Source organism: Pseudoalteromonas thalassia, assembly GCF_049257215.1.
Lineage (GTDB): Bacteria > Pseudomonadota > Gammaproteobacteria > Enterobacterales > Alteromonadaceae > Pseudoalteromonas > Pseudoalteromonas lipolytica_C.
Map to the genome: position 1 here is coordinate 137,635 of NZ_JBMMUE010000008.1, position 21,804 is coordinate 159,438.

22 protein-coding genes and 4 tRNA genes are annotated in these 21,804 nt (G+C 41.2%); 5 read left to right on the top strand and 21 right to left on the bottom strand.

The genetic code is table 11. The features are described 5' to 3' along the window. Nucleotides 1–2: 2 nt before the first annotated feature. From AAEU31_RS11375 to dnaQ, 7 genes are all read right to left on the bottom strand, one after another. Complete coding sequence (locus AAEU31_RS11375) at nt 3–722, bottom strand: helix-turn-helix domain-containing protein (protein WP_421967265.1); 720 nt, start codon at nt 720–722, stop codon at nt 3–5. A gap of 216 nt (nt 723–938) precedes the next feature. After that, nucleotides 939–1,015, bottom strand: a tRNA-Asp gene (locus AAEU31_RS11380). A gap of 31 nt (nt 1,016–1,046) precedes the next feature. Continuing rightward, nucleotides 1,047–1,123: transfer RNA gene (locus AAEU31_RS11385), tRNA-Asp, on the bottom strand. Nucleotides 1,124–1,165: 42 nt separating this feature from the next. Then, nucleotides 1,166–1,242 (bottom strand) — tRNA-Asp (locus tag AAEU31_RS11390). 27 nt (nt 1,243–1,269) lie between these two features. Next, nucleotides 1,270–1,346, bottom strand: a tRNA-Asp gene (locus AAEU31_RS11395). Nucleotides 1,347–1,444: 98 nt separating this feature from the next. Beyond that, complete coding sequence (locus AAEU31_RS11400) at nt 1,445–2,782, bottom strand: TIGR03503 family protein (protein ID WP_421967286.1); 1,338 nt, start codon at nt 2,780–2,782, stop codon at nt 1,445–1,447. A 45-nt stretch (nt 2,783–2,827) separates the two neighbouring features. Then, nucleotides 2,828–3,538, bottom strand: coding sequence for a DNA polymerase III subunit epsilon (gene dnaQ / locus AAEU31_RS11405; RefSeq protein ID WP_135924158.1), 711 nt, complete (start codon nt 3,536–3,538; stop codon nt 2,828–2,830). A 68-nt stretch (nt 3,539–3,606) separates the two neighbouring features. Between dnaQ and rnhA the strand changes: the two genes are divergently transcribed. Beyond that, a complete protein-coding gene (gene rnhA, locus AAEU31_RS11410) occupies nt 3,607–4,074 on the top strand; it encodes a ribonuclease HI (RefSeq protein ID WP_421967266.1) in 468 nt (155 codons plus the stop codon). A 90-nt stretch (nt 4,075–4,164) separates the two neighbouring features. Then, complete coding sequence (locus AAEU31_RS11415) at nt 4,165–5,028, top strand: MBL fold metallo-hydrolase (protein WP_421967267.1); 864 nt, start codon at nt 4,165–4,167, stop codon at nt 5,026–5,028. Here the strand turns inward: AAEU31_RS11415 and AAEU31_RS11420 are convergent. Then, a complete protein-coding gene (locus AAEU31_RS11420; protein WP_135924156.1) occupies nt 4,999–5,757 on the bottom strand; it encodes a class I SAM-dependent methyltransferase in 759 nt (252 codons plus the stop codon). The genes AAEU31_RS11415 and AAEU31_RS11420 overlap by 30 nt on opposite strands. Nucleotides 5,758–5,810: 53 nt before the next feature. Here AAEU31_RS11420 and gloB point away from each other — a divergent pair, with 53 nt between their 5' ends. Beyond that, nucleotides 5,811–6,584, top strand: a complete 774-nt coding sequence (gene gloB / locus AAEU31_RS11425) for a hydroxyacylglutathione hydrolase (protein WP_138557644.1) — start codon at nt 5,811–5,813, stop codon at nt 6,582–6,584. A gap of 146 nt (nt 6,585–6,730) precedes the next feature. Further along, entirely contained in the window at nt 6,731–8,311 is a 1,581-nt protein-coding gene (locus tag AAEU31_RS11430) for a LysM peptidoglycan-binding domain-containing protein (RefSeq protein WP_421967268.1), read from the top strand. 59 nt (nt 8,312–8,370) lie between these two features. Here the strand turns inward: AAEU31_RS11430 and speB are convergent, their stop codons facing one another. The 4 genes from speB to AAEU31_RS11450 all read right to left on the bottom strand — a co-directional run bounded on the left by speB (nt 8,371) and on the right by AAEU31_RS11450 (nt 12,364). Beyond that, nucleotides 8,371–9,294 carry an agmatinase gene (gene speB, locus AAEU31_RS11435; RefSeq protein ID WP_063706052.1) on the bottom strand — a complete coding sequence of 308 codons (924 nt, stop codon included), beginning with the start codon at nt 9,292–9,294 and terminating at the stop codon, nt 8,371–8,373. A gap of 3 nt (nt 9,295–9,297) precedes the next feature. Then, entirely contained in the window at nt 9,298–11,211 is a 1,914-nt protein-coding gene (speA, locus tag AAEU31_RS11440) for a biosynthetic arginine decarboxylase (protein WP_421967269.1), read from the bottom strand. A gap of 183 nt (nt 11,212–11,394) precedes the next feature. After that, nucleotides 11,395–11,835 carry a hypothetical protein gene (locus tag AAEU31_RS11445; RefSeq protein WP_138557641.1) on the bottom strand — a complete coding sequence of 147 codons (441 nt, stop codon included), beginning with the start codon at nt 11,833–11,835 and terminating at the stop codon, nt 11,395–11,397. 67 nt (nt 11,836–11,902) lie between these two features. After that, on the bottom strand, nt 11,903–12,364 hold the full coding sequence (locus tag AAEU31_RS11450; protein WP_135924151.1) for a GNAT family N-acetyltransferase: 462 nt from the start codon (nt 12,362–12,364) through the stop codon (nt 11,903–11,905). 510 nt (nt 12,365–12,874) lie between these two features. Here AAEU31_RS11450 and cysZ point away from each other — a divergent pair. Further along, nucleotides 12,875–13,585 (top strand): sulfate transporter CysZ, encoded by a 711-nt coding sequence (gene cysZ, locus AAEU31_RS11455; RefSeq protein WP_199525844.1) that lies wholly within the window; start codon nt 12,875–12,877, stop codon nt 13,583–13,585. A 77-nt stretch (nt 13,586–13,662) separates the two neighbouring features. Here the strand turns inward: cysZ and rlmM are convergent, their stop codons facing one another. From rlmM to AAEU31_RS11500, 9 genes are all read right to left on the bottom strand, one after another. Next, the gene (rlmM, locus tag AAEU31_RS11460; RefSeq protein WP_135924149.1) at nt 13,663–14,748 is read right to left on the bottom strand and encodes a 23S rRNA (cytidine(2498)-2'-O)-methyltransferase RlmM; all 1,086 of its coding nucleotides are present in this window, start codon (nt 14,746–14,748) and stop codon (nt 13,663–13,665) included. A 9-nt stretch (nt 14,749–14,757) separates the two neighbouring features. Then, entirely contained in the window at nt 14,758–15,126 is a 369-nt protein-coding gene (locus AAEU31_RS11465; protein WP_168246725.1) for a DUF423 domain-containing protein, read from the bottom strand. Continuing rightward, nucleotides 15,123–15,764: an alpha/beta family hydrolase gene (locus AAEU31_RS11470; RefSeq protein ID WP_421967270.1), complete on the bottom strand. Its 642-nt coding sequence runs from the start codon at nt 15,762–15,764 to the stop codon at nt 15,123–15,125. Before AAEU31_RS11470 ends, AAEU31_RS11465 begins: the two co-directional genes overlap by 4 nt. 1 nt (nt 15,765) lies before the next feature. Further along, nucleotides 15,766–16,662, bottom strand: a complete 897-nt coding sequence (locus AAEU31_RS11475) for a transcriptional regulator GcvA (protein WP_063706073.1) — start codon at nt 16,660–16,662, stop codon at nt 15,766–15,768. A 109-nt stretch (nt 16,663–16,771) separates the two neighbouring features. Next, nucleotides 16,772–17,626, bottom strand: a complete 855-nt coding sequence (kdsA, locus tag AAEU31_RS11480; protein ID WP_054561809.1) for a 3-deoxy-8-phosphooctulonate synthase — start codon at nt 17,624–17,626, stop codon at nt 16,772–16,774. Nucleotides 17,627–17,635: 9 nt separating this feature from the next. Then, the gene (locus tag AAEU31_RS11485; protein WP_421967271.1) at nt 17,636–18,889 is read right to left on the bottom strand and encodes a DUF819 family protein; all 1,254 of its coding nucleotides are present in this window, start codon (nt 18,887–18,889) and stop codon (nt 17,636–17,638) included. Between the two features lie 15 nt (nt 18,890–18,904). Next, nucleotides 18,905–19,732 carry a tetratricopeptide repeat protein gene (locus AAEU31_RS11490; RefSeq protein WP_135924146.1) on the bottom strand — a complete coding sequence of 276 codons (828 nt, stop codon included), beginning with the start codon at nt 19,730–19,732 and terminating at the stop codon, nt 18,905–18,907. A gap of 133 nt (nt 19,733–19,865) precedes the next feature. Beyond that, nucleotides 19,866–20,240, bottom strand: a complete 375-nt coding sequence (locus AAEU31_RS11495; RefSeq protein WP_135924145.1) for a SirB2 family protein — start codon at nt 20,238–20,240, stop codon at nt 19,866–19,868. 21 nt (nt 20,241–20,261) lie between these two features. After that, nucleotides 20,262–21,800 carry a DUF3369 domain-containing protein gene (locus AAEU31_RS11500; RefSeq protein WP_135924144.1) on the bottom strand — a complete coding sequence of 513 codons (1,539 nt, stop codon included), beginning with the start codon at nt 21,798–21,800 and terminating at the stop codon, nt 20,262–20,264. Nucleotides 21,801–21,804 lie beyond the last annotated feature (4 nt).

The window sequence follows — 21,804 nt, forward strand, 5'->3', positions numbered from 1 at the left end:
CATTAATGCTGTCTTGTCAGTTTACTCTCAAATGTTATGAGACCTGCACCAACTACAAACAATAAGATACCTATAAACTCAAGCCACACATGGCCTTTATGGGGCTTGATAACAGGTGTTTTTGAAGTAAGGTTATATAAACGCCTGCCTTGCTCGCCAGATTCTACAAACGAAAAACCTTTATAGTCCGCTGAGATAATAAATTTAAAATCATGCCTGCTAATCATTTCACGACGTTTAGCATCTATTTTCTCGCTGCTTTGCTCTACCAGCATACGCCAATCATGAAAAATGCCATCTGGTTCATTATCTTTCACCACACCATATGATTTGTACTCATAGAATTTTGTATTGAATAGCTTTTCTTGATGCCCTAAATAACACATGGCACAGCCTAGCGCACTTAACAGTATGGCAATATAGACGAGTGAACGCTGCTTAATGAATTGCTTATTACTTTGTTGCTTATACCAAGCTTCAATGTCAGGCACATTAATCAACCGAGCTTTATCTACAGAATGTTTTAATGGCTCCATAAAGTCGCAAATTGTTAGATTGAGCGCCGTTAATATTGAACGAAATGTGTCATTCGAAGGCACTGATTTATCGTTCTCAAGTTTTGAAAGGTAACTTTGCTCTATTCCAACTTGCTCTGCAAATTCTGGTTGGCTCAGTTTTAGCTCACTGCGATAGTGTTTTAGTTGTGTTCCGAATGTACTCATAACGCATTTCCTTTTTGTTGTGGAGCCGCCATTCTTTGCTATTCATGCAGATATAAAAAGCTGAATAAATAGGAATAATGAAGAATATTAGCAAGATAGGATGAAAGATACGAGATACGAGATACGAGATACGAGATACGAGATACGTTGTAAGTATAATTAAAAAGTGCGTTGTTAAGTAAAGACTTATCTAATCATTTGTTTGAGGAAAACAAATGGCGGAGTGGACGGGACTCGAACCCGCGACCCCCGGCGTGACAGGCCGGTATTCTAACCAACTGAACTACCACTCCGCAGTATTTAATGCTATTTATTTTTTCCTATTGGCGGAGTGGACGGGACTCGAACCCGCGACCCCCGGCGTGACAGGCCGGTATTCTAACCAACTGAACTACCACTCCGCAAAGGAAAAATGTTTTACAACCAAACGTTGTGTAAGTAATTGGCGGAGTGGACGGGACTCGAACCCGCGACCCCCGGCGTGACAGGCCGGTATTCTAACCAACTGAACTACCACTCCAGCGCGTACTTACAAATTGTCGAAAATTGGCGGAGTGGACGGGACTCGAACCCGCGACCCCCGGCGTGACAGGCCGGTATTCTAACCAACTGAACTACCACTCCACATTTTCGTTGCTGACTGAGTCTCCCCTGACAGCGGCGTGAATAATACGAATCACCCTCTGGTTCGTCAAGGGGTTTTTTGTATTTTTACAGGTTTTTTAGTCATCTGACATCGAAAGGTTTAAAATTTCACCTGATTTGTCATTTTTTGAGCCATTTTTGCCGACTTCATTTTCTTTCGCTGCTTGCTCATCATTTTCAGTTTTATTTTTTTTCTTTAAAAATGGCAAAGAAACTTTAAATTTAAGTGGTTTTTTCTGCACAAAAATTCGAATCGCTAGCCACCCTAACAGTAGAACGATTAAATTTCCAACAACAATGAGTATCACCATTAGTGTAGTGGACGCTTTTTGTTCCTCTTCAATAATTCGTTGCTGCTCAGCTTGGGCTTCTAAATCGATTTCAGGGCGAACAATTTCTGGTACAGCTTCAATGGGTCGCTCAATTTCAAATTTATAAGTAGGTAAAGTAGCCATAAATTCACGGTCATTTATATTGCTACCAAATACAGATAGCTCAACACTGTATCTACCCCAGTCATAATTTTTAATTGCAAGTTCGCGCATTTGTGATTTATCCGCATCAATTGAGAACATTTGCTCTTCATTATTCGGATAATAGATTTTCCCCTGAATGAGCACGGTTTCAGGTTTGACGATTTCAGGATTTAAGGTGATTGTTAAAATGTGGTCACCTTCATCTTGCTCAGCAAGCGCTATTTCATAATCAAAAGGAGGCTCGTGCACCACAATCGGTTTTTGTACCACGGTGCGTTTCAGTATTGGCGTTTCTATATAAAGCTCTGGTTGCCACTCACCTGCAGGAAACGTCAGTTTAAATTCGCCAGTAAATACGCCATCAAGCGGGCGCTCATCAAAACCACGGCCATCATCTCTAAACTCAGTGACACTTTGCGTACCGGCACCAAAGTTTGAGTAATCACTATTATTAGTACTGACAAAATCGACATTCAAACTAATCACATCACGAAACTGCCCCACTTCGATGGGTTCTCCATCATTTAATACGCGACCAGTCAGTTTCACTGTCTCTCCGCGAAATAGCATCGGCGGTAAAGGATCTACATCTAATTCAATTTCTCCCATCACCATAATACGGCTTCCTGGCAAAATTTTGCCAACAACCTGCCATGGGCCCGGCATAGGATTAGTAATAGTGACTAAGTCATAACTGAGCTCATCATACCAATCAAGATCATGATTTTTCACTGAGTCTGTGGCGTAATACTTAGTCCCATCAGGACGAACCAATACAACGGCAGGTGCACCGCGGTTACGAAAGAAAAGTAAGGTTACTTTATCGATTTTATGATCGATGCGAAAACGATTTTCTAACAGAGGAATTTCATTTTTAACCCCATCCCGAGCTAATGGCGTTATCTTATCTTGTGCTGTTGCAAATCCCATACAAGGCATTAAGCACAGTATTCCTGCTAGTAGCTGTTTTCTCATTTCATTACCTTATTCTGCACGCCATAAACATTGACCACCCTTTGCCACTAAATCTAAACGTTCTTCATGGGCAGCTTGCTCTTGTTCGGTTGCTCTTAATACCACAAGGGGTGCTCTGTCGGCACTAAGACGACGAATACCACCCGTTTGATGTGTTGAGCCTTCATCTTTATTTTGATTGAGGTTCAGCTTTACTTGTCCACCGGTCATTGCCAAGTAAACATCAGCTAGAATCTCGGAATCCAGTAATGCGCCGTGTAAAGTACGCTTTGAGTTATCAATATCATAGCGGCGACAAAGCGCATCAAGGTTATTCTTTTGACCTGGATGCAAGTCACGCGCCATTTTCAAGGTATCAAGTACACTACATACATCGGCAGTATTCGGAAAACCTTGATTTAACAATGCAAACTCGTTGTCCATGTGGCCGATATCGAACGCAGCGTTATGAATAACAAGCTCTGCGCCACGAATATACTCTAAAAACTCATGGGCAATTTGGTGGTACAAAGGTTTATCACGCAAAAATTCATTGGTGATACCGTGTACGTCTATCGCTTCTTCTTCTATTTCACGTTGTGGATTGATGTACACATGAAAGTTGTTGCCAGTAAGACGGCGATTCACAAGTTCAACACAACCGATTTCAATGATGCGGTGGCCTTGCTTTGGGTCAATACCCGTGGTTTCTGTATCTAAAACTATTTGTCTATGTGCCATATCGTCTTAAGCCTGACTCTGGTATCTTTCTATATTCACTTTATTGTACACAATATCAAGGTAAAACAGTGCAGAAAACCGTAGAGATTTACACCGATGGATCATGTTTAGGAAATCCTGGGCCTGGAGGGTATGGCATCGTGATGCGATACAACGGCCACGAAAAGCAATTGAGTCAAGGCTATACCCTAACAACCAATAATCGGATGGAAATGCTCGCAGCTATCGTTGCACTAGAAACCCTCACCCGCTCTTGTCACGTCATTCTGACGACCGATAGTCAATATGTGAAACAAGGCATTGAGTCATGGGTCGAAAATTGGAAAAAACGCGGCTGGAAAACTGCAGCAAAAAAACCAGTTAAGAATGTCGATTTATGGAAACGACTCGATGCAGCATGCCAGCAACACAAGGTAGAATGGCGCTGGGTAAAAGGTCATAGCGGCAACAAATATAATGAAATTGTTGACGATCTAGCCCGCGAAGCCGCTGGTAGCGATCAATTACTTGAAGACACAGGTTACGACGGTAATTAAAATTACCTAGAAAGAAACTTAGCGCAGGCCGTTTTATATTTTTGTTATATGTTATAATATTTGGCTATAAAGAAATATAAAGGACTCATTATGGCTCTGCGCATTCACTCTTTTTTTCATCAACAAAGCGCCACTCTCTGTTATTTAGTCAGTTGTGAAAGCACTAAAAATTGCTTGCTGATTGATGCGCCAGCTGATTTTGATATGCCAAGTGGAGAGTTAAGTTTTACCACAGCCAATGAGATCATCAGCTTCATAAAAACTGAGCAGCTGACATTACAATGGCTACTTGAAACCCACGCCCATGCTGACCATATAACTGCGGCAAGTTATATAAAGCAGCAATTACAAGCCACACATCCTTGCAAGCTCGGCACTGGCAAAGGGATCACACAAGTACAAAAGCACTTTAGCCAACTTTACAATCTGGATATGCCGTGTAATGGCGAGCCTTTTGATGCTTTATTTGCTAATAAAGCGCAATTTAAGTTAGGTAATTACAAGGTTGATGTGATTGCCACGCCTGGCCACACTCCTGACAGTGTGTGCTATCACATTCATGGCAATGTATTTGTCGGTGACACTTTCTTTATGCCAGACAGTGGCACAGCACGCTGTGACTTTCCCGGCGGCAGCGCAGGCGAATTATATGATTCACTACAACAAATTTTAGCGTTTCCTGACGATACAGTGCTTTGGATGTGCCATGACTACCAACCTGATGGTCGACCTTTAGCAAACAAAACCACGGTTAAAGAGCAGCGTGAGCAAAACATTCACTTAAAAGGAGATAAACAAGATTTTATTGCAACACGTGAAAACCGCGATGCAACCTTGGCAGTGCCAAAACTACTGCATCCTGCTATTCAATTAAATATTCGTGCAGGTCAGTATCCAAGTAAAACAGACACGCAACAGCATTATCTAGCTATCCCGCTCACAGTGCTGCTTTGATGTTTGTCTAAGACCTGCTCCTTTCACTGGCGAAAATTGCGGCCTTGCATGCCATTTAGGTTTAATTGGTGTCAGCGGGGCCACACGCTTTCTAGCCACCAGCATATACACACTGCCCATTGGCTTTAAATATTGCTGGCCAAAGCTGCGCCACGCAGCAAAGCGCGATAAGCGGTTTCCTCTTGCAAGCGATGAATGGATAAAACGCTCATCAGAGATTATTTCAAAGCCTAATAAATTCAACCAATCTTTTACTCGTGATGGCGTAAAAAACCGCCCTGTCCACGGTAGCTTTTGGCGGCTAAAAGGTAATAACTGCGCCAATCCACACAAACTAAACGGGTTAAAGCCTGTGATCACGATGTAACCACCGGGGATCAAAGTACGATGCGCTTCACGTAAGATATGGTGCGGATCAGAATGATATTCTAAACAGTGCGATAATATGCAGGCATCAACACTGTGCTCATAAAACGGTAACTCGTCTACATCAGCAATAACACCGGTAAATAAGCCCTGCTCTGCTACGCAAACTTGATGCTTAATAGGACTTTCACTGGTTGCCAGCTCACCACTTAAATTACCGAGTTTGAGCATGTGATAACCAAACATGCGCGGCAGCCATGGTGTTAGCTTACGTTCAATTTCAGCACGTAAATAGTCACCATGAGGGAACTGCTGCCAAGAGTATGGCTTAGGACCTTCTTGAAAACTAAGGGCTGGTTTCATTTTCTGAGCTCGTTATACTGTGTGTTAACTGTCACTTTATAGAGCAATTAAACATGGTGCAAGTTAAAGCAATTAAAGCCTTTTCTGATAACTACATTTGGTGCATCAGCAATGAAGCTGAACAAACAGCGTGGGTGGTCGACCCAGGACAGGCAGAGCCCGTTCTAAACTACCTAAGCGAAAATAACTTATCACTGGCAGGGATTTTAATTACCCATCATCACTATGATCACACCGATGGCGTTGCAGCCTTGGTAAAAACATTTCGTGATATCCCGGTGTACGGACCAAGACACAGCCCTTTCAAAGGCATTAGCCATGGCGTTTGTGAAGCGGATAAGGTGACGGTGTACGATTACACTTTTACTGTGCTTGCGACACCAGGGCATACTCTCGATCATGTTTGTTACATTAATGACGAGTTAAGTTTTACTGGCGATACCTTATTTAGTGCTGGCTGCGGACGATTATTTGAAGGCAGTGCTGAACAAATGTGGCACTCTTTATGTAAATTAAGAGCTCTGCCTGATGAGTGTAAAATCTACTGCACTCATGAATACACGCAGGCCAACTTGGCCTTTGCAAAAGCTGTTGAACCAAATAACGAATACCTTCTCAACTACAGTGATAAAGTAGATGCACTGCGAGAAAGCGGCAAAATTAGCTTACCGACTCAATTAAGCGTTGAGAGGCAAATAAACCCCTTTATCCGTTGTCATTTTCCACACATAACTGATGAGCTTCCAAGCGAGCTGAAAGAAAATCTTGATCTAGCTGAACCTTGGCAACGCTTTGCGGGTCTCAGAGCCTGGAAAGATAATTTTTAAAAGTGTAACTCTACCGATTACATTTTTTCTATATTTAGATCAACACCTTGCAATAATGAGCTGACATATACTGGTCATAAAGTGGCAATATGTGCTTATAGCAGGTAATATTCGCCGAGTTTTTTTACCTGATTATATAGGTATATATGTATAAGTCTCCTTTAGTTATAACACTTGCGCTGGTACTAAGTGGTTGTCAGTTAACAGCTTCTAACTCAGCTACCACGGCTAATAATGATGTTGAGCAACAGCTCAATGGCGCAAGCCCAAGTGACGTTAATGATGCACTAATGATTAACGCACAGTATCAACAGGTCGCAGATCTTGATGAGCCACCACCGGTATTTGATGATGTATGGGAGCGTATTCGTTACCAACTTTCGATTGATGTGCCACAAAACCGCCCAGTGGTTGCTGAGCGTAACTACTATGCGCGTCATCAGGCATATTTAGACCGAATCTCTAAGCGTGCAGAGCCTTACTTGTACTTTATTGTAGAAGAAGTCGAGAAGCGTCAAATGCCAATTGAAATTGCGCTTTTACCGATTGTAGAAAGTGCTTTTGACCCATTTGGTTATTCACATCGCAGTGCCTCGGGCATCTGGCAATTCATGCCACAAACTGGTGAGCGTTTTGATTTAAAACAAAACTGGTGGTACGACGGTCGTCGTGACATTGTACAGTCAACCCGTGCAGCACTTGATTATTTGTCATATCTTCACAAAACCTTAGAAGGCGATTGGTTAAATGCCATCGCAGCCTATAACTCAGGTGAAGGCCGTTTGCTACGAGCTATTAAAAAGAATCGTAAAAAGCATTTACCAACAGACTTTTGGTCTTTGGATTTACCAAAAGAAACGACCTCGTATGTACCTAAACTGTTAGCACTGTCTGATCTAGTTAAACGCAGTGACGAGTTTGGTGTTAAGTGGCAACCAATTATTAATGCTCAAGTAGTTGAGGCGGTGAATGTAGGTAGCCAAATTGACTTAGCGCTTGCAGCTGATATGGCAGGTATTAGCTTAACTGAACTTTATCGTTTAAACCCGGGTTTTAATCGCTGGGCGACCGATCCTAATGGACCGCACTTTTTATTATTACCGTCTGATAAAGTTGAAGAGTTCTCTGCAAAACTAGCAAAAACAGAGCAAAAAGACCGTCTACGTTGGCAGCAATACGTGGTTGCGCGCGGTGACAGTTTATCTGTGATTGCGAAGAAGTTTTCTACTAGTACGAATGCTATTAAAACACTGAATAAACTCTCATCGAATACTATTCGTGTTGGTCAGCAATTACTTGTACCACTGAGTGATGGTGAGATAAATAGCCAGCATTTACCAAAATCAGTGCGTATGGCTGCTAATAAAGCAACACGTAAAAAGCTAAGCCATAAAGTCGCCACTGGCGATACGCTGTGGGATATTAGCCGTGAGTACGATGTGACCATTGCAGAGCTTGCAACATGGAATAAACTTAAAAAAGATGCTGTATTACGTGTTGGTCAAAAGCTAACTGTATATAAAGAAGAAAAGTCACAACTGGCTGCTACTCAAATCAAAGAGCGCACCATTACTTATAAAGTCCGTCGTGGTGATTCATTAGCGCGCATTGCTGCTAAGTTTAATGTGTCTGTAGAAGATATTATTAAATGGAACTCATTAGCTGGACAAAAGTACATTCAACCTGGGCAAAAACTTAAGTTAAAAGTTGATGTAAGAAGCGCATAATTGCTTCATCTTGTTAATCAAAAAAAAGAGCGCCTAATGGCGCTCTTTGTCTCTCTCATTTAGTATTTATGCTTCAAAGCCCATAAGTGTAATAACTCATTGGCAATGGTCGCTGCAGCAATCGCCGTTAATTCACTTTGGTCATAAGATGGTGATACTTCAACCACATCCATACCGACCATATTAATGCCCTTCAATGCACGAAGTACTTTAAGTACTTTATCGCTAGTTAAGCCACCACACACTGGTGTGCCAGTACCCGGCGCGAATGCTGGATCAAGGCAGTCAATATCAAAGGTTAGATACACAGGTAAGTCACCCACGCGCGCTTTAATTTGCTCTGCAATATCTTGCGCTGGCAAATCATTAGCAGCCATTGCATCAATCACTGCAAACTCATGCTTGCTCTGATCAAAGTCAGTACGAATACCGATTTGAATGCTGTGATCAACATCAATGAGTCCTTCCATCGGTGCATGATAAAACATAGTACCATGATCATAACGTGAACCATTGCTGTAAGTATCGGTGTGGGCATCAAAGTGAACTAATGCCATTTTACCGTGCTGTTTAGCATGAGCACGTAGTAGTGGCAAAGTCACAAAGTGATCGCCACCTAAACCCAATAATGTTTTACCTTGACGAAGAATTTGCTCAGCCGCTAATTCTAATTGCGCGGTAAAATATTCTGGGTCGCCTACTGGGTAAGTAAAATCACCGGCATCAGCTAATTTTAAGCGCTCAAATAATGGGAACGTCCAAGGATACTTGGTTTCTTCCCATGCAAGGTGCACTGAAGCACGACGAATTGCATCAGGGCCTAAACGTGCACCTGGGCGACCTGAGGTCGCTAAGTCAAATGGTAAACCTAGCACCACCACATCGGCATCGATTGCAGTGATGTTTTGCACCATCGGCTGACGTAAAAACGTCATGCCGTTTGAGTACAACGAATGATCTGTATGGTCAAACAATGTCGACATTGCTTATAACTCTTCTAAATAAGTGTAACCGTTTAAGCCAGTTTGCAGCTCATCTAATACGCTTTGCTGCTCAGTTTCTGGCAATTTAGCTGCTACCAGCTGGGCATAAGACTGCTGGAAGCTTTCTACATCTAAATGCACGTAACGCATCATGTCAGCAACGGTATCACCTTCGTTAATCTCGGTGATTTGCGCCTGACCTTGTTCATCCATTTTTATGATTGCACTATGCGTGTCGCCAAATAAGTTGTGCATATCACCTAAAATTTCTTGATAAGCACCTACTAAGAAAAAGCCCATTAAATAAGGTTTTTCTTCGCTAAATGCAGGTACTGGCAATGTGCTTTCAATACCTTGACCGTCTACATAGTGCTCCATAGCACCGTCTGAGTCACAGGTAATATCAAGTAACACAGCACGCTTTTGTGGTGCTTCTGTTAAACCACTTAAAGGCAGAACCGGAAACACTTGGTCAATGCCCCATGCATCAGGTAATGACTGGAACAATGAAAAGTTCACAAAAAACTTATCTGCTAATCGCGCATTTAATTCATCAATAATTGGGCGATGAAAACGGTTTTTGTTATCCATGTGTTTGTTAAGCTCATAACATACACGTAAGTTAACTTGCTCCGCCCATGCTCGCTCAGTTAAATCTAATAAACCAAGTGCAAACTGATTATGTGCCTCAGCTAAATCGCCTTGGCTATCATGATAAATTTCGATTAATGCACGGTCATCATTGTCATCACTTAACTGCTGCCATGATGTCCACATATTTTTTAATAATAGTGGTGCATCAGCGGCTGGCGCTTGAATGTCTTCTGGTACATAGCTTTCGGTGCCAATAACATTTGAAATCAATACGGCATGGTGCGCTGTTAATGCACGACCTGACTCAGAAATAATGCGCGGCATTGGCTGCTCATATAACTTACAGGTGTCACCAATGGTGTATACGATGTTATTAGCATATTCACTTAGGCTGTAGTTCATTGAGTTATGAGACTGGCTACGAGTGCCGTCGTAATCAACCGCTAAACCGCCGCCCACATCTAAGCAATCAATTTGTGCACCTAACTTGCGTAACTCGCAGTAAAAACGCGCAGCTTCGCTCACACCTAAACGCACATCACGGATGTTTGCCATTTGCGAACCTAGGTGAAAGTGTACAAGTTGGATCAAATCGAGTTGATCAGATGCTTTTAAGCGATTAACCACGCTCAATACTTGCGATGCTGATAAACCAAATTTTGATTTTTCGCCACCGCTTGCTTGCCATTTACCCTTACCTTGCGATGCTAAGCGTACGCGAATACCAATACGTGGTTTTACATTTAACTCTTTTGCTTGGCTAAGCACCATGTCTAGTTCAGATAGTTTCTCGAGAACAATGTAAACCTTATGGCCTAGCTTTTCGCCAATCAGTGCTAAACGAATGTATTCTTGGTCTTTGTAGCCATTACATACAATCACCGCACTGGTTTTTTCAGCCATTGCTAATACGGTTAATAGCTCAGGCTTACTGCCCGCCTCTAAGCCCAATTGTTTCTTTTCAATATCAGCTTGGCTTGCAACAATTTCTTCAACAACTTCGCGTTGTTGATTTACTTTAATTGGGTAAACAAGCAAATAATCTTTCGGGTAACCATAGTTCTCAATTGCTGTGTTAAATGCCTGACACAAGCTATGTACTCGATGATGTAAAATTTGTGGAAAACGAACCAACGCAGGCAAGCTTAAGCCTTTGTCTTGTAATTGCTGTGCGATATCGATTAGTGCAATGGTTTGCTCTGGGGCATGGGCCTTTGGCGCAACATACACATCACCTTGATCATTAATACCAAAGAAACCTTGGCTCCAATGACGAACATTGTAACTCATGCGAGCTTGTTCTAGTGATGTTGTTTCTTTCATCTATCTTTCTCTTTATTTTAGTAATGCCAAAATTGGCAAGCGGTAATTGCGCGCATTAAAAGAAAAATAGTGATTCAAGTCCAACAAGAATTTTTACTCGTAACGAGTGATTTTTGATGTGAAAAATTAATCGTTTATCGACTAATAATTTTAAAGTCTAAACAGACAGTTAAACAGTGGTGCTTAAGGGATAACTTTGTTTATTTCATCTGCTTTAGTAGAGCTTGAGCCAAGCTGCCGCCATGCCTCATACTGCTCATTATTCACCCAGGTAATCCCGATATATTCCTGCCAATGTTGAAAATCTTTCGAGCGATACCTTTCAAGCCCACAACCACCTGCTGCAAACGCTGTTCGACAAAGCTTTACTGTAAGGTATGTGCCATCATAGCTAAGTTGTGTTCGTTCTTCAGAACAGTAACTCATAAGGCGAGTAGGAAATGTAACAATGACTCTGGAGGTTATCTTGCCAGCATCATTAAAAACACCACTAAGAGACTGGCATGAGTTTAAGTAAAACTCGGCGTTATCAATAATAAGGTCGGGTTGTTTGTTTTGTAGCTGTTCAGGTATTGTGTGTTTTTTATCACACGCAATGAGCAGCAAAGCTATAAAAAGCCACATGACCTGCAAGGATAGTTTAGTAATAACGTTAACCTCACAAAAACAAAGCTTTAAATAGCTCTTACAATTACTGATTAAGTCCCAGTTCCATAAATAAACTTTGCGGGCTGTCAGTGTAGTTGCCAAATGGGCCACAACGATGAAAGCCTAAATTTTCGTACAAACTAATTGATTCAGTTTGCTTAGGGCCCGTTTCAAGACGAATTAGCGGGATTTGTTGTTCACCAGCATGATGCAATAAGATTTGCATAATTCGGCGAGACAAACCTTTACCTCGATAACTAGGTTTCACATACAGGCGACGGATTTCGCCGTACGGTGGGTTGCCTTCTTGCATCACAATCGCTCCGCAGGCAACAATACCATCTTCATTTTTTAAACCTATGGCGTAAACATTAGGCTCAGCTAACTCTTCAACACTTAATGATTGAGCTGTAGCTACGGGGTATAAAGAGTTAATGAGTCGGTCTATATCAGCAAACACGTTTACTACTTCTGGATCATCTGGATTTAAATCGACTAACTGCATAAAACTCCCATTTTTATATGTCGTTTTTGTTAATGATGTTAATAATAGTATCGGATATTAGTGTGATCCTCTACTGTTGTTTTCATTATTCATTTTTATAGGTACTATCAGACAGTCATGGTATCGCTTAGTTCATCCCGATGTAACTGAAAATACGTTCAAATGATAAAAAACAACGTTTAACGTGAGTAGCCTTGCGGGTTGCCTAGCAGGTTAGTTGTAACTAAAAATCAATGTTCCGTAAATTAAGTTTACATTAGAGTTTTTCGCTAACTTAAGACATTAATACCAGTGAGGCGGTATTGCTTAATATCTAAACAATTCACTTCACAATGATTTGTTAACAAACTAACTCACCTTAACCTCTTAAATTAATCAATATGCCTGCTTGCTACAATTTTGCTCAATAAACACTTTGTTACGGAAAAAGACTGTTCAAACATATTGAAAACCCTATACTGCAAACAAGAAGAAATAAGATGAGGTTATCTCGTGCAGTTTACTCAAGGTATGGAATACTTCTTTTCTGGCTTTAAACTAATTAGCCAAAAGGGGTTAAAACGTTTTGTACTTATTCCTTTATTAATCAATATCCTGCTTTTTGGTAGTTCGTTGTTCTTTTTGTACGGCTGGCTAACTGATGGCTTTGCTTACATGAACTCATTGCTACCAGAATGGCTGAGCTGGCTTGAATGGTTAATGTGGCCGATTGCTGTGCTTGTCATTTTATTTAGTTACAGCATGCTCTTTACCGTTATTACGAACTTTATTGCAGCCCCATTCAACGGCTTGCTCAGTGAAAAAGTCGAACTTTACCTGACAGGTCAAAAAGTCAACGATGATGGTCTGCTTGATACAATGAAAGATGTGCCACGCATGCTAGGCCGAGAATGGACAAAACTTTGCTATTACCTGCCGCGCGCTATAGGCTTTTTTATTCTACTATGGATTTTACCTGTGATTGGGCAAGTTTTATGGGTGCTATTCACCTGTTGGATGTATGCTATCCAATACGAAGATTATGCCTTTGATAACCATAAAATTAGTTTTAATGCCATGAAAGATGACTTAAAACAAAAGCAAACCTTATCATATGGCTTTGGTTTAGCAGTGATGCTCTTAACAGCAATCCCCATTGTAAACCTTATTGTTATGCCGGTTGCTGTATGTGGTGGAACCCGGTTATGGGTTGAAAATTACCGCAGTAAATACCGCTCATAACTTTAACCACGTTAAGCTGATTTCAAATAAAAAAGCCAATCGAATTGCGATTGGCCTTTTTTAATTTCAAATTGATGTTAACTGTAGAGGCTTTGTGGCACTTTAGTTACATTTAAATGAACGGTCACTTCTTCACGATCATGATATAAATGTTTTGCTTGTAACTCGTAACTTACACCGTACTTTTCAAGCTCTTCTTTAATCATTTTTAAGCATTCATAGACACTGTCAAAACGCTTCTTCATCGGCAGCTTTAAGTTGAAAATCAGCTCGCGGGCATAAGCATTTACTGCCCAGTCAATCATAAGATTCGTTACTTTAGCTGGCTTTTCTACCATGTCGCACACTAACCAGTCGATATTGCGCTTTTCAGGGCGATATTTAAAACCATCGACTCTAAAGTGTTTAACCTGCCCTGTTTCCATTAAATCATCATTCATTGGACCATTATCGATAGCGCTAACAAACATTCCACGGCGTACTAGCTGATAAGTCCAACCTCCTGGGCACGCACCTAGGTCAACACCACGCATGCCTGGTTGCATGCGCTCTTCAGCTTCATGAGGTGGAATGAATACATTAAATGCTTCATCTAATTTAAGTGTAGAGCGGCTCGGTGCATCACTTGGCATGCGTAATCGCGGAATACCCATAAAGAATGGCGAATTATTAAATGTATACGAATACCCCACATAAGCGCTGTTATTAGCTAAAAATAACACATGCATGACTGGTTTTTTCTGGGCAAGTTCACGTGTAACCTTTGCACGTTTTTCAAGCGACTTTTTAAGTGGTGTCGAAATCTTTTTGCAGAACTTAGAAAGCTCTTTACCTTCGTTAGTGTCGGGTGTTTCTACACGTAAGTCACCACACTCAGGAAAGTCAACGGTTGCATCAGCAATGGCACTAACGCGGTCTTCAAGTGGCATATTATCCACTAACGTGCCCGTAAACCACTGGCGGGCAAATACCATATTTTTAAAATCTACTTTTTTTATGATCTCATCGCCGTGGCTTGCATCAAAACATTCGTACACAACAATTCCTGTATTTGGTTTTGTTTTTACGTACCCCGCAAAACCTTGCTCGGCAGCCTGAAAAGTAATTTCAGCAGCGGCATCATTTTCAAAACCACTTCGGCAATAAATAACTACACTCGACATAGATACCCCTTAAAACTTATATCGTGCGGCTTGAACTAACAAAATAGCCCAACCAATAATAAAACAAACGCCGCCAATTGGGGTGATAGGCCCAAGCCATTTCATGCCCGTTAATGCGAGTAAATACAAACTACCGCTAAACAACACAGTACCTGCAATAAAAAAACCACCAGCCCAAGTCAGGTTCATTCCCCACTTGATTAAGATAGCAATCGCTATAAGCGCAAGACCATGCACCATTTGATATTCAGCAGCAGTTTTAAAAATACCAATTGCGTATTCTGATACGCGACTTTTTAAACCATGGGCAGCAAATGCGCCTAGTATTACAGAGAACATACAAAATATACTGCCTGTCATTAAATACAGTTTGATCATTTTTTCTCTCCAATTAAATTAGCCATAAACTGCACAGCGTAATCCGCAGCCTGCTGTAGGTTTTCTTGTTCTGTGATACCACTTTTTTTACGAGGTTTTAGTGAATGGTCACCATCTCTTAGCCATTTGATTTCTGGCGGGTTAACCATTTTAAGCTCAGCAAGCTCTTGTTGATTACCAAACGTATCGCGTTCACCTTGTAGGACTAAAAATGGGCATGGCATATCAACAAAATGTTCTATGCGAAGTTTTTCAGGTTTACCCGGTGGGTGAAAAGGATAACCAAAAGCCACAACGCCAGCAATATTAGCCAAACCCTGCTCAGTACAAAGCATAGAAGCCATACGCCCGCCCATCGATTTGCCGCCAATAAATAGCGGCAACTCTGGATCACGGTCAGCTAAAACTTCGGCAAAATATGCAAGCAGCTTAGGTGCGCGATCAGGAGGTCTGCGCTTACCTGTCTCTTTAGCAATTTGCATATACTGAAAATCAAACAACGCCACATCAATATTTTGCTGACTAATCAATTTAGCCATTGTTTGCATAAATTCGGAGTCGCTACCTGCCCCTGCTCCGTGGGCAAATATAAATTGTGCACGCGCCTTGCCCGTTGCACTTTTAAACCACTGTAACATGTTAATACTCTTGTTCTTGCTCTACTAAGCTCAGCATCCAGTCTTTGAAGGAAACAATTTTACCAAGCTCTGTTTGTGATTCGCGGATCACTAAATAGTAAGCATTTTTACTTTCTAATGAGTGATTAAATGGAATGACGAGTCGACCCGCATCAATATCGGGCTTTGCTAATACGCTATTACCAATAGCGACACCCTGCCCATGTACCGCAGCTTGCAGCACCATAGACGAGTGACTAAAAATTGGCCCTTGGTTAACTTGCACATTTCGTACGCCAGCTGTTTTCATCCACGTTTTCCAGTTTTTACGGGTCGTATCATGCAATAAGGTATGATTCGCCAAATCACTCGGTTGATTAAGCGGTTTTGGGCCTGTTAACAATAATGGGCTACATAACGGCACTAAGTATTCAGTGTGCAGTTTATAAGTTTGCACCCCACTCCAGTGGCCACGACCATAGTAAATAGCAATATCGACATCGTCAGAAAGTGAATTTTCGTCCTGATCTTGCGCTTTAATTCGCACGTCGATTTCTGGGTGTAATTCATTAAATAAACTAAGTCTGGGTACTAACCATTGAATCGCAAAACTTGGCGTCAAACTTACTGTCAGAGAACCTTTCGCACCTCGTGCTAGCAATTTCTCTGTGGCATCAATCAGCTGGGTAAAAATCTCTTTAATATCCAGAAAGTAACCTTGCCCTTCTTCGGTTAACAGCAACGAGCGATTTTTACGTAAAAACAGTTTTAAGCCTAGATGCTCTTCTAAGGTTTTAATCTGGTGACTCACCGCAGCTTGCGTGACATACAACTCCTCAGCCGCTTTGGTAAAGCTCAGATGACGAGCAGCAGCTTCGAAGGCTTTAAGCGCATTTAAGGGAGGTAAACGACGAGACATAAACACCAAGCTTTGAATTAGTTTTTCTTATGCATCGATTATAGCGACACAAATAAAAAAAGGCGACCTTGGTCGCCTTTTTCGTACTTAAATACTTATAATTATATCATTATAAATCGCTTGCGCTGGTATCGAGTGGTGCAAAGCTCTTAACTAAGTCATCAACCGCTTTCATTTGCGATAAATAACCTTCAAGCTTACTTAGTGCTAAAGCACATGGGCCGTCACATTTTGCTTCATTCGGATTAGGATGCGCTTCAATAAATAAACCTGCAATACCTAATGCCATGCCACTGCGAGCAAGTTCTGCAGCTTGTGCACGGCGACCATCTGCAGAGTCAGCTCGGCCTCCAGGGCGCTGTAGTGCGTGCGTTGCATCAAAAATTACTGGCGCCATAGGCTTCATGTCATCCATACCAAGCATATCAACCACAAGGTTGTTATAACCAAAGCTAGTACCACGCTCACACAGTGCAACATTGTTGTTGCCAGCTTCATTAAACTTTTTAATGATATGACGCATTTCGTGCGGTGCTAAAAACTGTGGTTTTTTCACGTTGATGATGGCACCTGTTTTTGCCATCGCTACAACTAAGTCAGTTTGTCGAGCTAGGAATGCAGGTAACTGAATTACATCAACAACTTCAGCAACTGGTGCTGCTTGATGTGGCTCATGTACGTCGGTGATAAGCGGCACGTTAAAAGTAGATTTAATTTCTTCAAAGATTTTTAAACCTTCTTCCATACCCGGACCACGGTAAGAGTTAATTGAAGAGCGATTAGCTTTATCAAAAGACGCTTTAAACACGTATGGAATGTTTAGCTTTGACGTTACTTCTACGTAATGTTCAGCAATACGCATTGCTAAATCACGCGATTCAAGTACGTTCATACCACCAAACAAAACAAATGGTTTGTCGTTGGCTAATTCAATCTCGTTAATTTTAATTAACTGGTTGTTCATTTCTATTCCTTAGGGTGCAACAGCTTGTAGCATTAATCCACAAATATAAGCCATGTAAGTACCTACACCATAGCCCAAAACAGCAAGTAATACACCTACTGGCGCAAGTGACGGATGGAATGCTGATGCAACAACGGGTGCTGATGCCGCGCCACCTACATTTGCTTGAGAGCCCACTGCCATATAAAACAGTGGTGCTTTAATTAGTTTCGCGACAATAAGCATTAAGCTTGCATGGGTAATCATCCAAATCACACCCAGTACAAAATACATTGGTGAGTCAAAAATCGCGGTAATATTCATGTGTAAGCCAATTGAAGCAACAAGGATATATAAAAAGCTTGATGCTACTTTTGAAGCGCCAAAAGCTTCAATATGACGAACTTTAGTAAACGATAAACTAATACCAATTGTGGTTGAGATAACGATTAACCAAAAGAATTTACTGTTTAAACTATACTCTTGCGCCCAAGGGAAGTTAGCGCCAAAAAACGGACCTAAAAAGTCGGCACAAAAGTGCGCAAGGCCAGTAATACCAAAGGCAATAGCAATGATCGTCATGTAATCATTTAAGGTTGGCATACGTGCATGCTCTGCGTGATATTTCTCTACACGCTCTTTAAGCTCTTCAATCGCACGGGTATCTGCGCCCGTTTTTGCATCAATCGCTTTATGATTTGCAGCCATTAATAGCAATACGGCCATCCATAAGTTTGCCACAATCACATCAACGGTAACCATTGCAGAGAAGATGTCGCCGCCTACTTCAAACATTTCTTTCATTGAAGCTTGGTTTGCACCACCGCCAATCCAACTACCAGCAATGGTTGTCATACCGCGCCAAACCGCATCAGGGCCATGACCGCCAACGGCCTCTGGGAAAACTGCACTCATCACTAAAATAGCAAGCGGTCCGCCAATAACAATACCCATAGTACCCGTTAAGAACATAATTAGTGCTTTTGGACCAAGATTAAGAATTGCTTTTAAATCAATGCTAATAGTAAGCAATATCAAGCAAGCTGGCAGTAAATAACGTGATGCCACAAAATAAACATTTGAAGAGTGGCCATCAACAATACCAAAGGTATTGAGTAACGATGGTAAAAAATAACAAAGTAGTAATGCGGGTACATACTTATAAAATTTTTGGCAGGCAGCATTATTACTGTGAGAGGTTTTAAAAATAAACCCCAAAATAACGGCAAGCAAACCAAGTACGACTGCGTCATTGGTAATTAGCGCACTGTGGGCGTCAGTCATAAATGTTCCTTTAAATTAGTGGTGTGTATTATTATTGTCTTCTATTTCAGCAATTTGGTGCTGAATTATTTCAATAGCAGGATCATCTGGGCATTCATTCACAAAATACTGAAGATCATCTCTTGCCATTTTTGGGCAATCTAACTGATTAAGTAGATAACCCCGATCACGACGCTCATAAGGGTCATCCCCTAATAATTCCATGAGCATCTCTACACAATGAAGTGCATGACCAAATTTACTTTCGCTGATAAACGACCATTTTTGTTGAGCTAGGTAAAGCTTATATAGCTCTTCATCAAATACTAGCTCCAGCGGCTCTTGTTCATCACCATTTTCTTCGCACGCGTTTTCTGGGGTAATATACCAACTTTGTTGGCCTGTACTAGGCTCAATTAAGTAGCCCTCTTCATCACTTATACCTACATGTACATGCACTTCTCCTTGACTCAAGGTAACACTCGCGTCAAGTTCAGCATGCTGTATTAAGTGGCAAAGTAAAATAGCCAACGTTGTTTGTGTGCCACTACGCATAGTAATCGTATAGCGAAAACTATTTAATGTATATTCAGGGACTTTTAAACTAGAAACACTAAATAACCAGTGTTGATAAAACGTATCGAGTAATTTATCAAGACGTTCGTGCGGCTCTTTTATTTCAGAACAAAAAGTAGCTACCGTGTCTTCAAGTTGATTTAGTGTCTCGTAGCAAGCCGATAAATCTACTTGCGGATCCCACTTTAGTTCAGCATCAATACAACGATAAAGCACTTTAGATGAATATGCATCGAAGGCTTCATCTTGATAGGATTCATTTTGATCTTCAAACCAAGGAATGGTCATTTATACTGCAACATCTATTTCAAAAAAGAGCAGCTAGTTTACCTACTTTTGACCTAAGTTACCAATACTGAGCGATGAGATACAAAAAAGCGGTACGATGGCGCACGCCCATCAAAATACCGCTTAGAGATTCTTACAGAAGAAGTGCTGTTTTAGCAGAAGCTAAATAGCCAATTGCTAATAAGATGACTGTGGTGATCGCAAGTAAAGCGACTTTCATACCCTGTGCGCTTTGTTTTGCTGCAACAACGCCAAGTACAATGTAAAGGATCACTAGAATGATCTTTTCTAATAACCACGATTGCTCTAGAGGGTTAAAGCCCGCCATAACAATTAATGCAACGGCTGATACAAGCAATAAAGTGTCGATACTATGACTACCAATAAACACCACTTTATTTTTTGCTAAAGCGCCCGTCTTTAAACGTGAAAAAGAGCGAACATAAAATAATACTATACTCAACACGGCAAATAACATGTGAGTATGCTTTACTGCTAAATAATCCATACGACCCTAAACTTGTTTTAATTAATCTGGATAACGTACAAGTACGTCTTCTAATTCTTGAACGCGTTCATTAAACACATCAATCAACTTGGGATCAAATTGTTTACCCTTTTGTGCGTTTATTTCTTTTATAACATCATCAAGCGACCAAGGCTCTTTATAGCAGCGCTTATGACGAAGTGCATCATACACATCTGCAAGTGCAACAATTCGGCCAGCTATAGGAATATCTTGCCCTTTTAAACCTTTTGGATACCCTGCACCATCCCAACGCTCGTGATGCGATAAAGCAATAGTAGCTCCAACGTTAACAATTTCTCGTTTAGAGTCTTTCAAAATACTATGGCCTTTTTCAGCATGCTGCTTCATCACAGACCATTCATCATCTGTCAGTGGTCCAGGTTTGTTTAATATAGAATCTGGGATACCTACTTTACCAACATCATGAAGTGGCGCTGCAAGGCGAATTAACTCTGCTTCTCGTTTGTCTAATCCATAACCTATCGCCAGCTCATAACAAATATGCGATACACGTTTTACGTGGTTGCCTGTTTCTGTTGAGCGTTGTTCGAGTGCTTCGCTTAGCCTAAACACTAGCTCTTGTTGTGTTGCTTCTATTTCTGATTGTAGTTGCACATTTTCGTAGGCTAACTGTACATTTTGCGAAAAAATTTCGATTAGATGGCGCTGTGTGTCGGTAAGGTGTTTTGGAATACCTGATATAAATAACATTGAGTTATGATTGAACTCACTGCAACAATAGGCAAATAAGTAGTTTTCTCGATAAACAATGGTTTTTTCTTTTAAAGCTTGTTGGCAGGCTTGCAGTTGCTCATCATTAAGCACATCTTCAATCGCCTTACCTTCACTGCGTTCAAACTCACCACTGCCCGAAAACACCACTAACTTCTTTTGATTATCCTGCGGGTTACTAGCCACTAAACTTGTTGAATACATTGCTTGGTCAACCGTGCCGAGCAAAGAAGTAAGCTGCTGCATTACACCTTCGATGAAGCTCTCAAGTGAGTGAGTAGAAAAAATATCGCGAGATGCTTTAATGATTTTTTCAAGACCCAAGCGTGACTGCTCAATCGATAAAATGTCTCGATACGACCGTAAACTCGACATCACTACCGTAAACAGCTTTTGTGCTGTGAGTTCTGTTTTCGACTTATAATCGTTGATATCAAAATTGACTATTACTTGTCGCTCTGGGGCTTGGCCCGGTTGACCTGTTCTTAGGATGATTCGGATATGATTGTTTTTAGCAGTTTCACGGATAAATTTAGCAACCTTTAAGCCGGCATCATCCGTTTCCATAACAACATCAAGTAACACAATTGCCGCATCAGGATGCTCTTGTATAACTTGCTTTGCCTCTTCCCCAGAATAAGCACTTATAAATTCAAGACGCTTGTCTTGAAATTCGAAGTCACTCAACGCAAGCTTTGTTACGGCGTGTACTTCTGGCTCATCATCAACCACGATGACTTTCCAACTACCTTGGAGCACTTCATTTACTTCATCAAGTGCTTCATCCGAAAACAAAAAATCATCCATTATA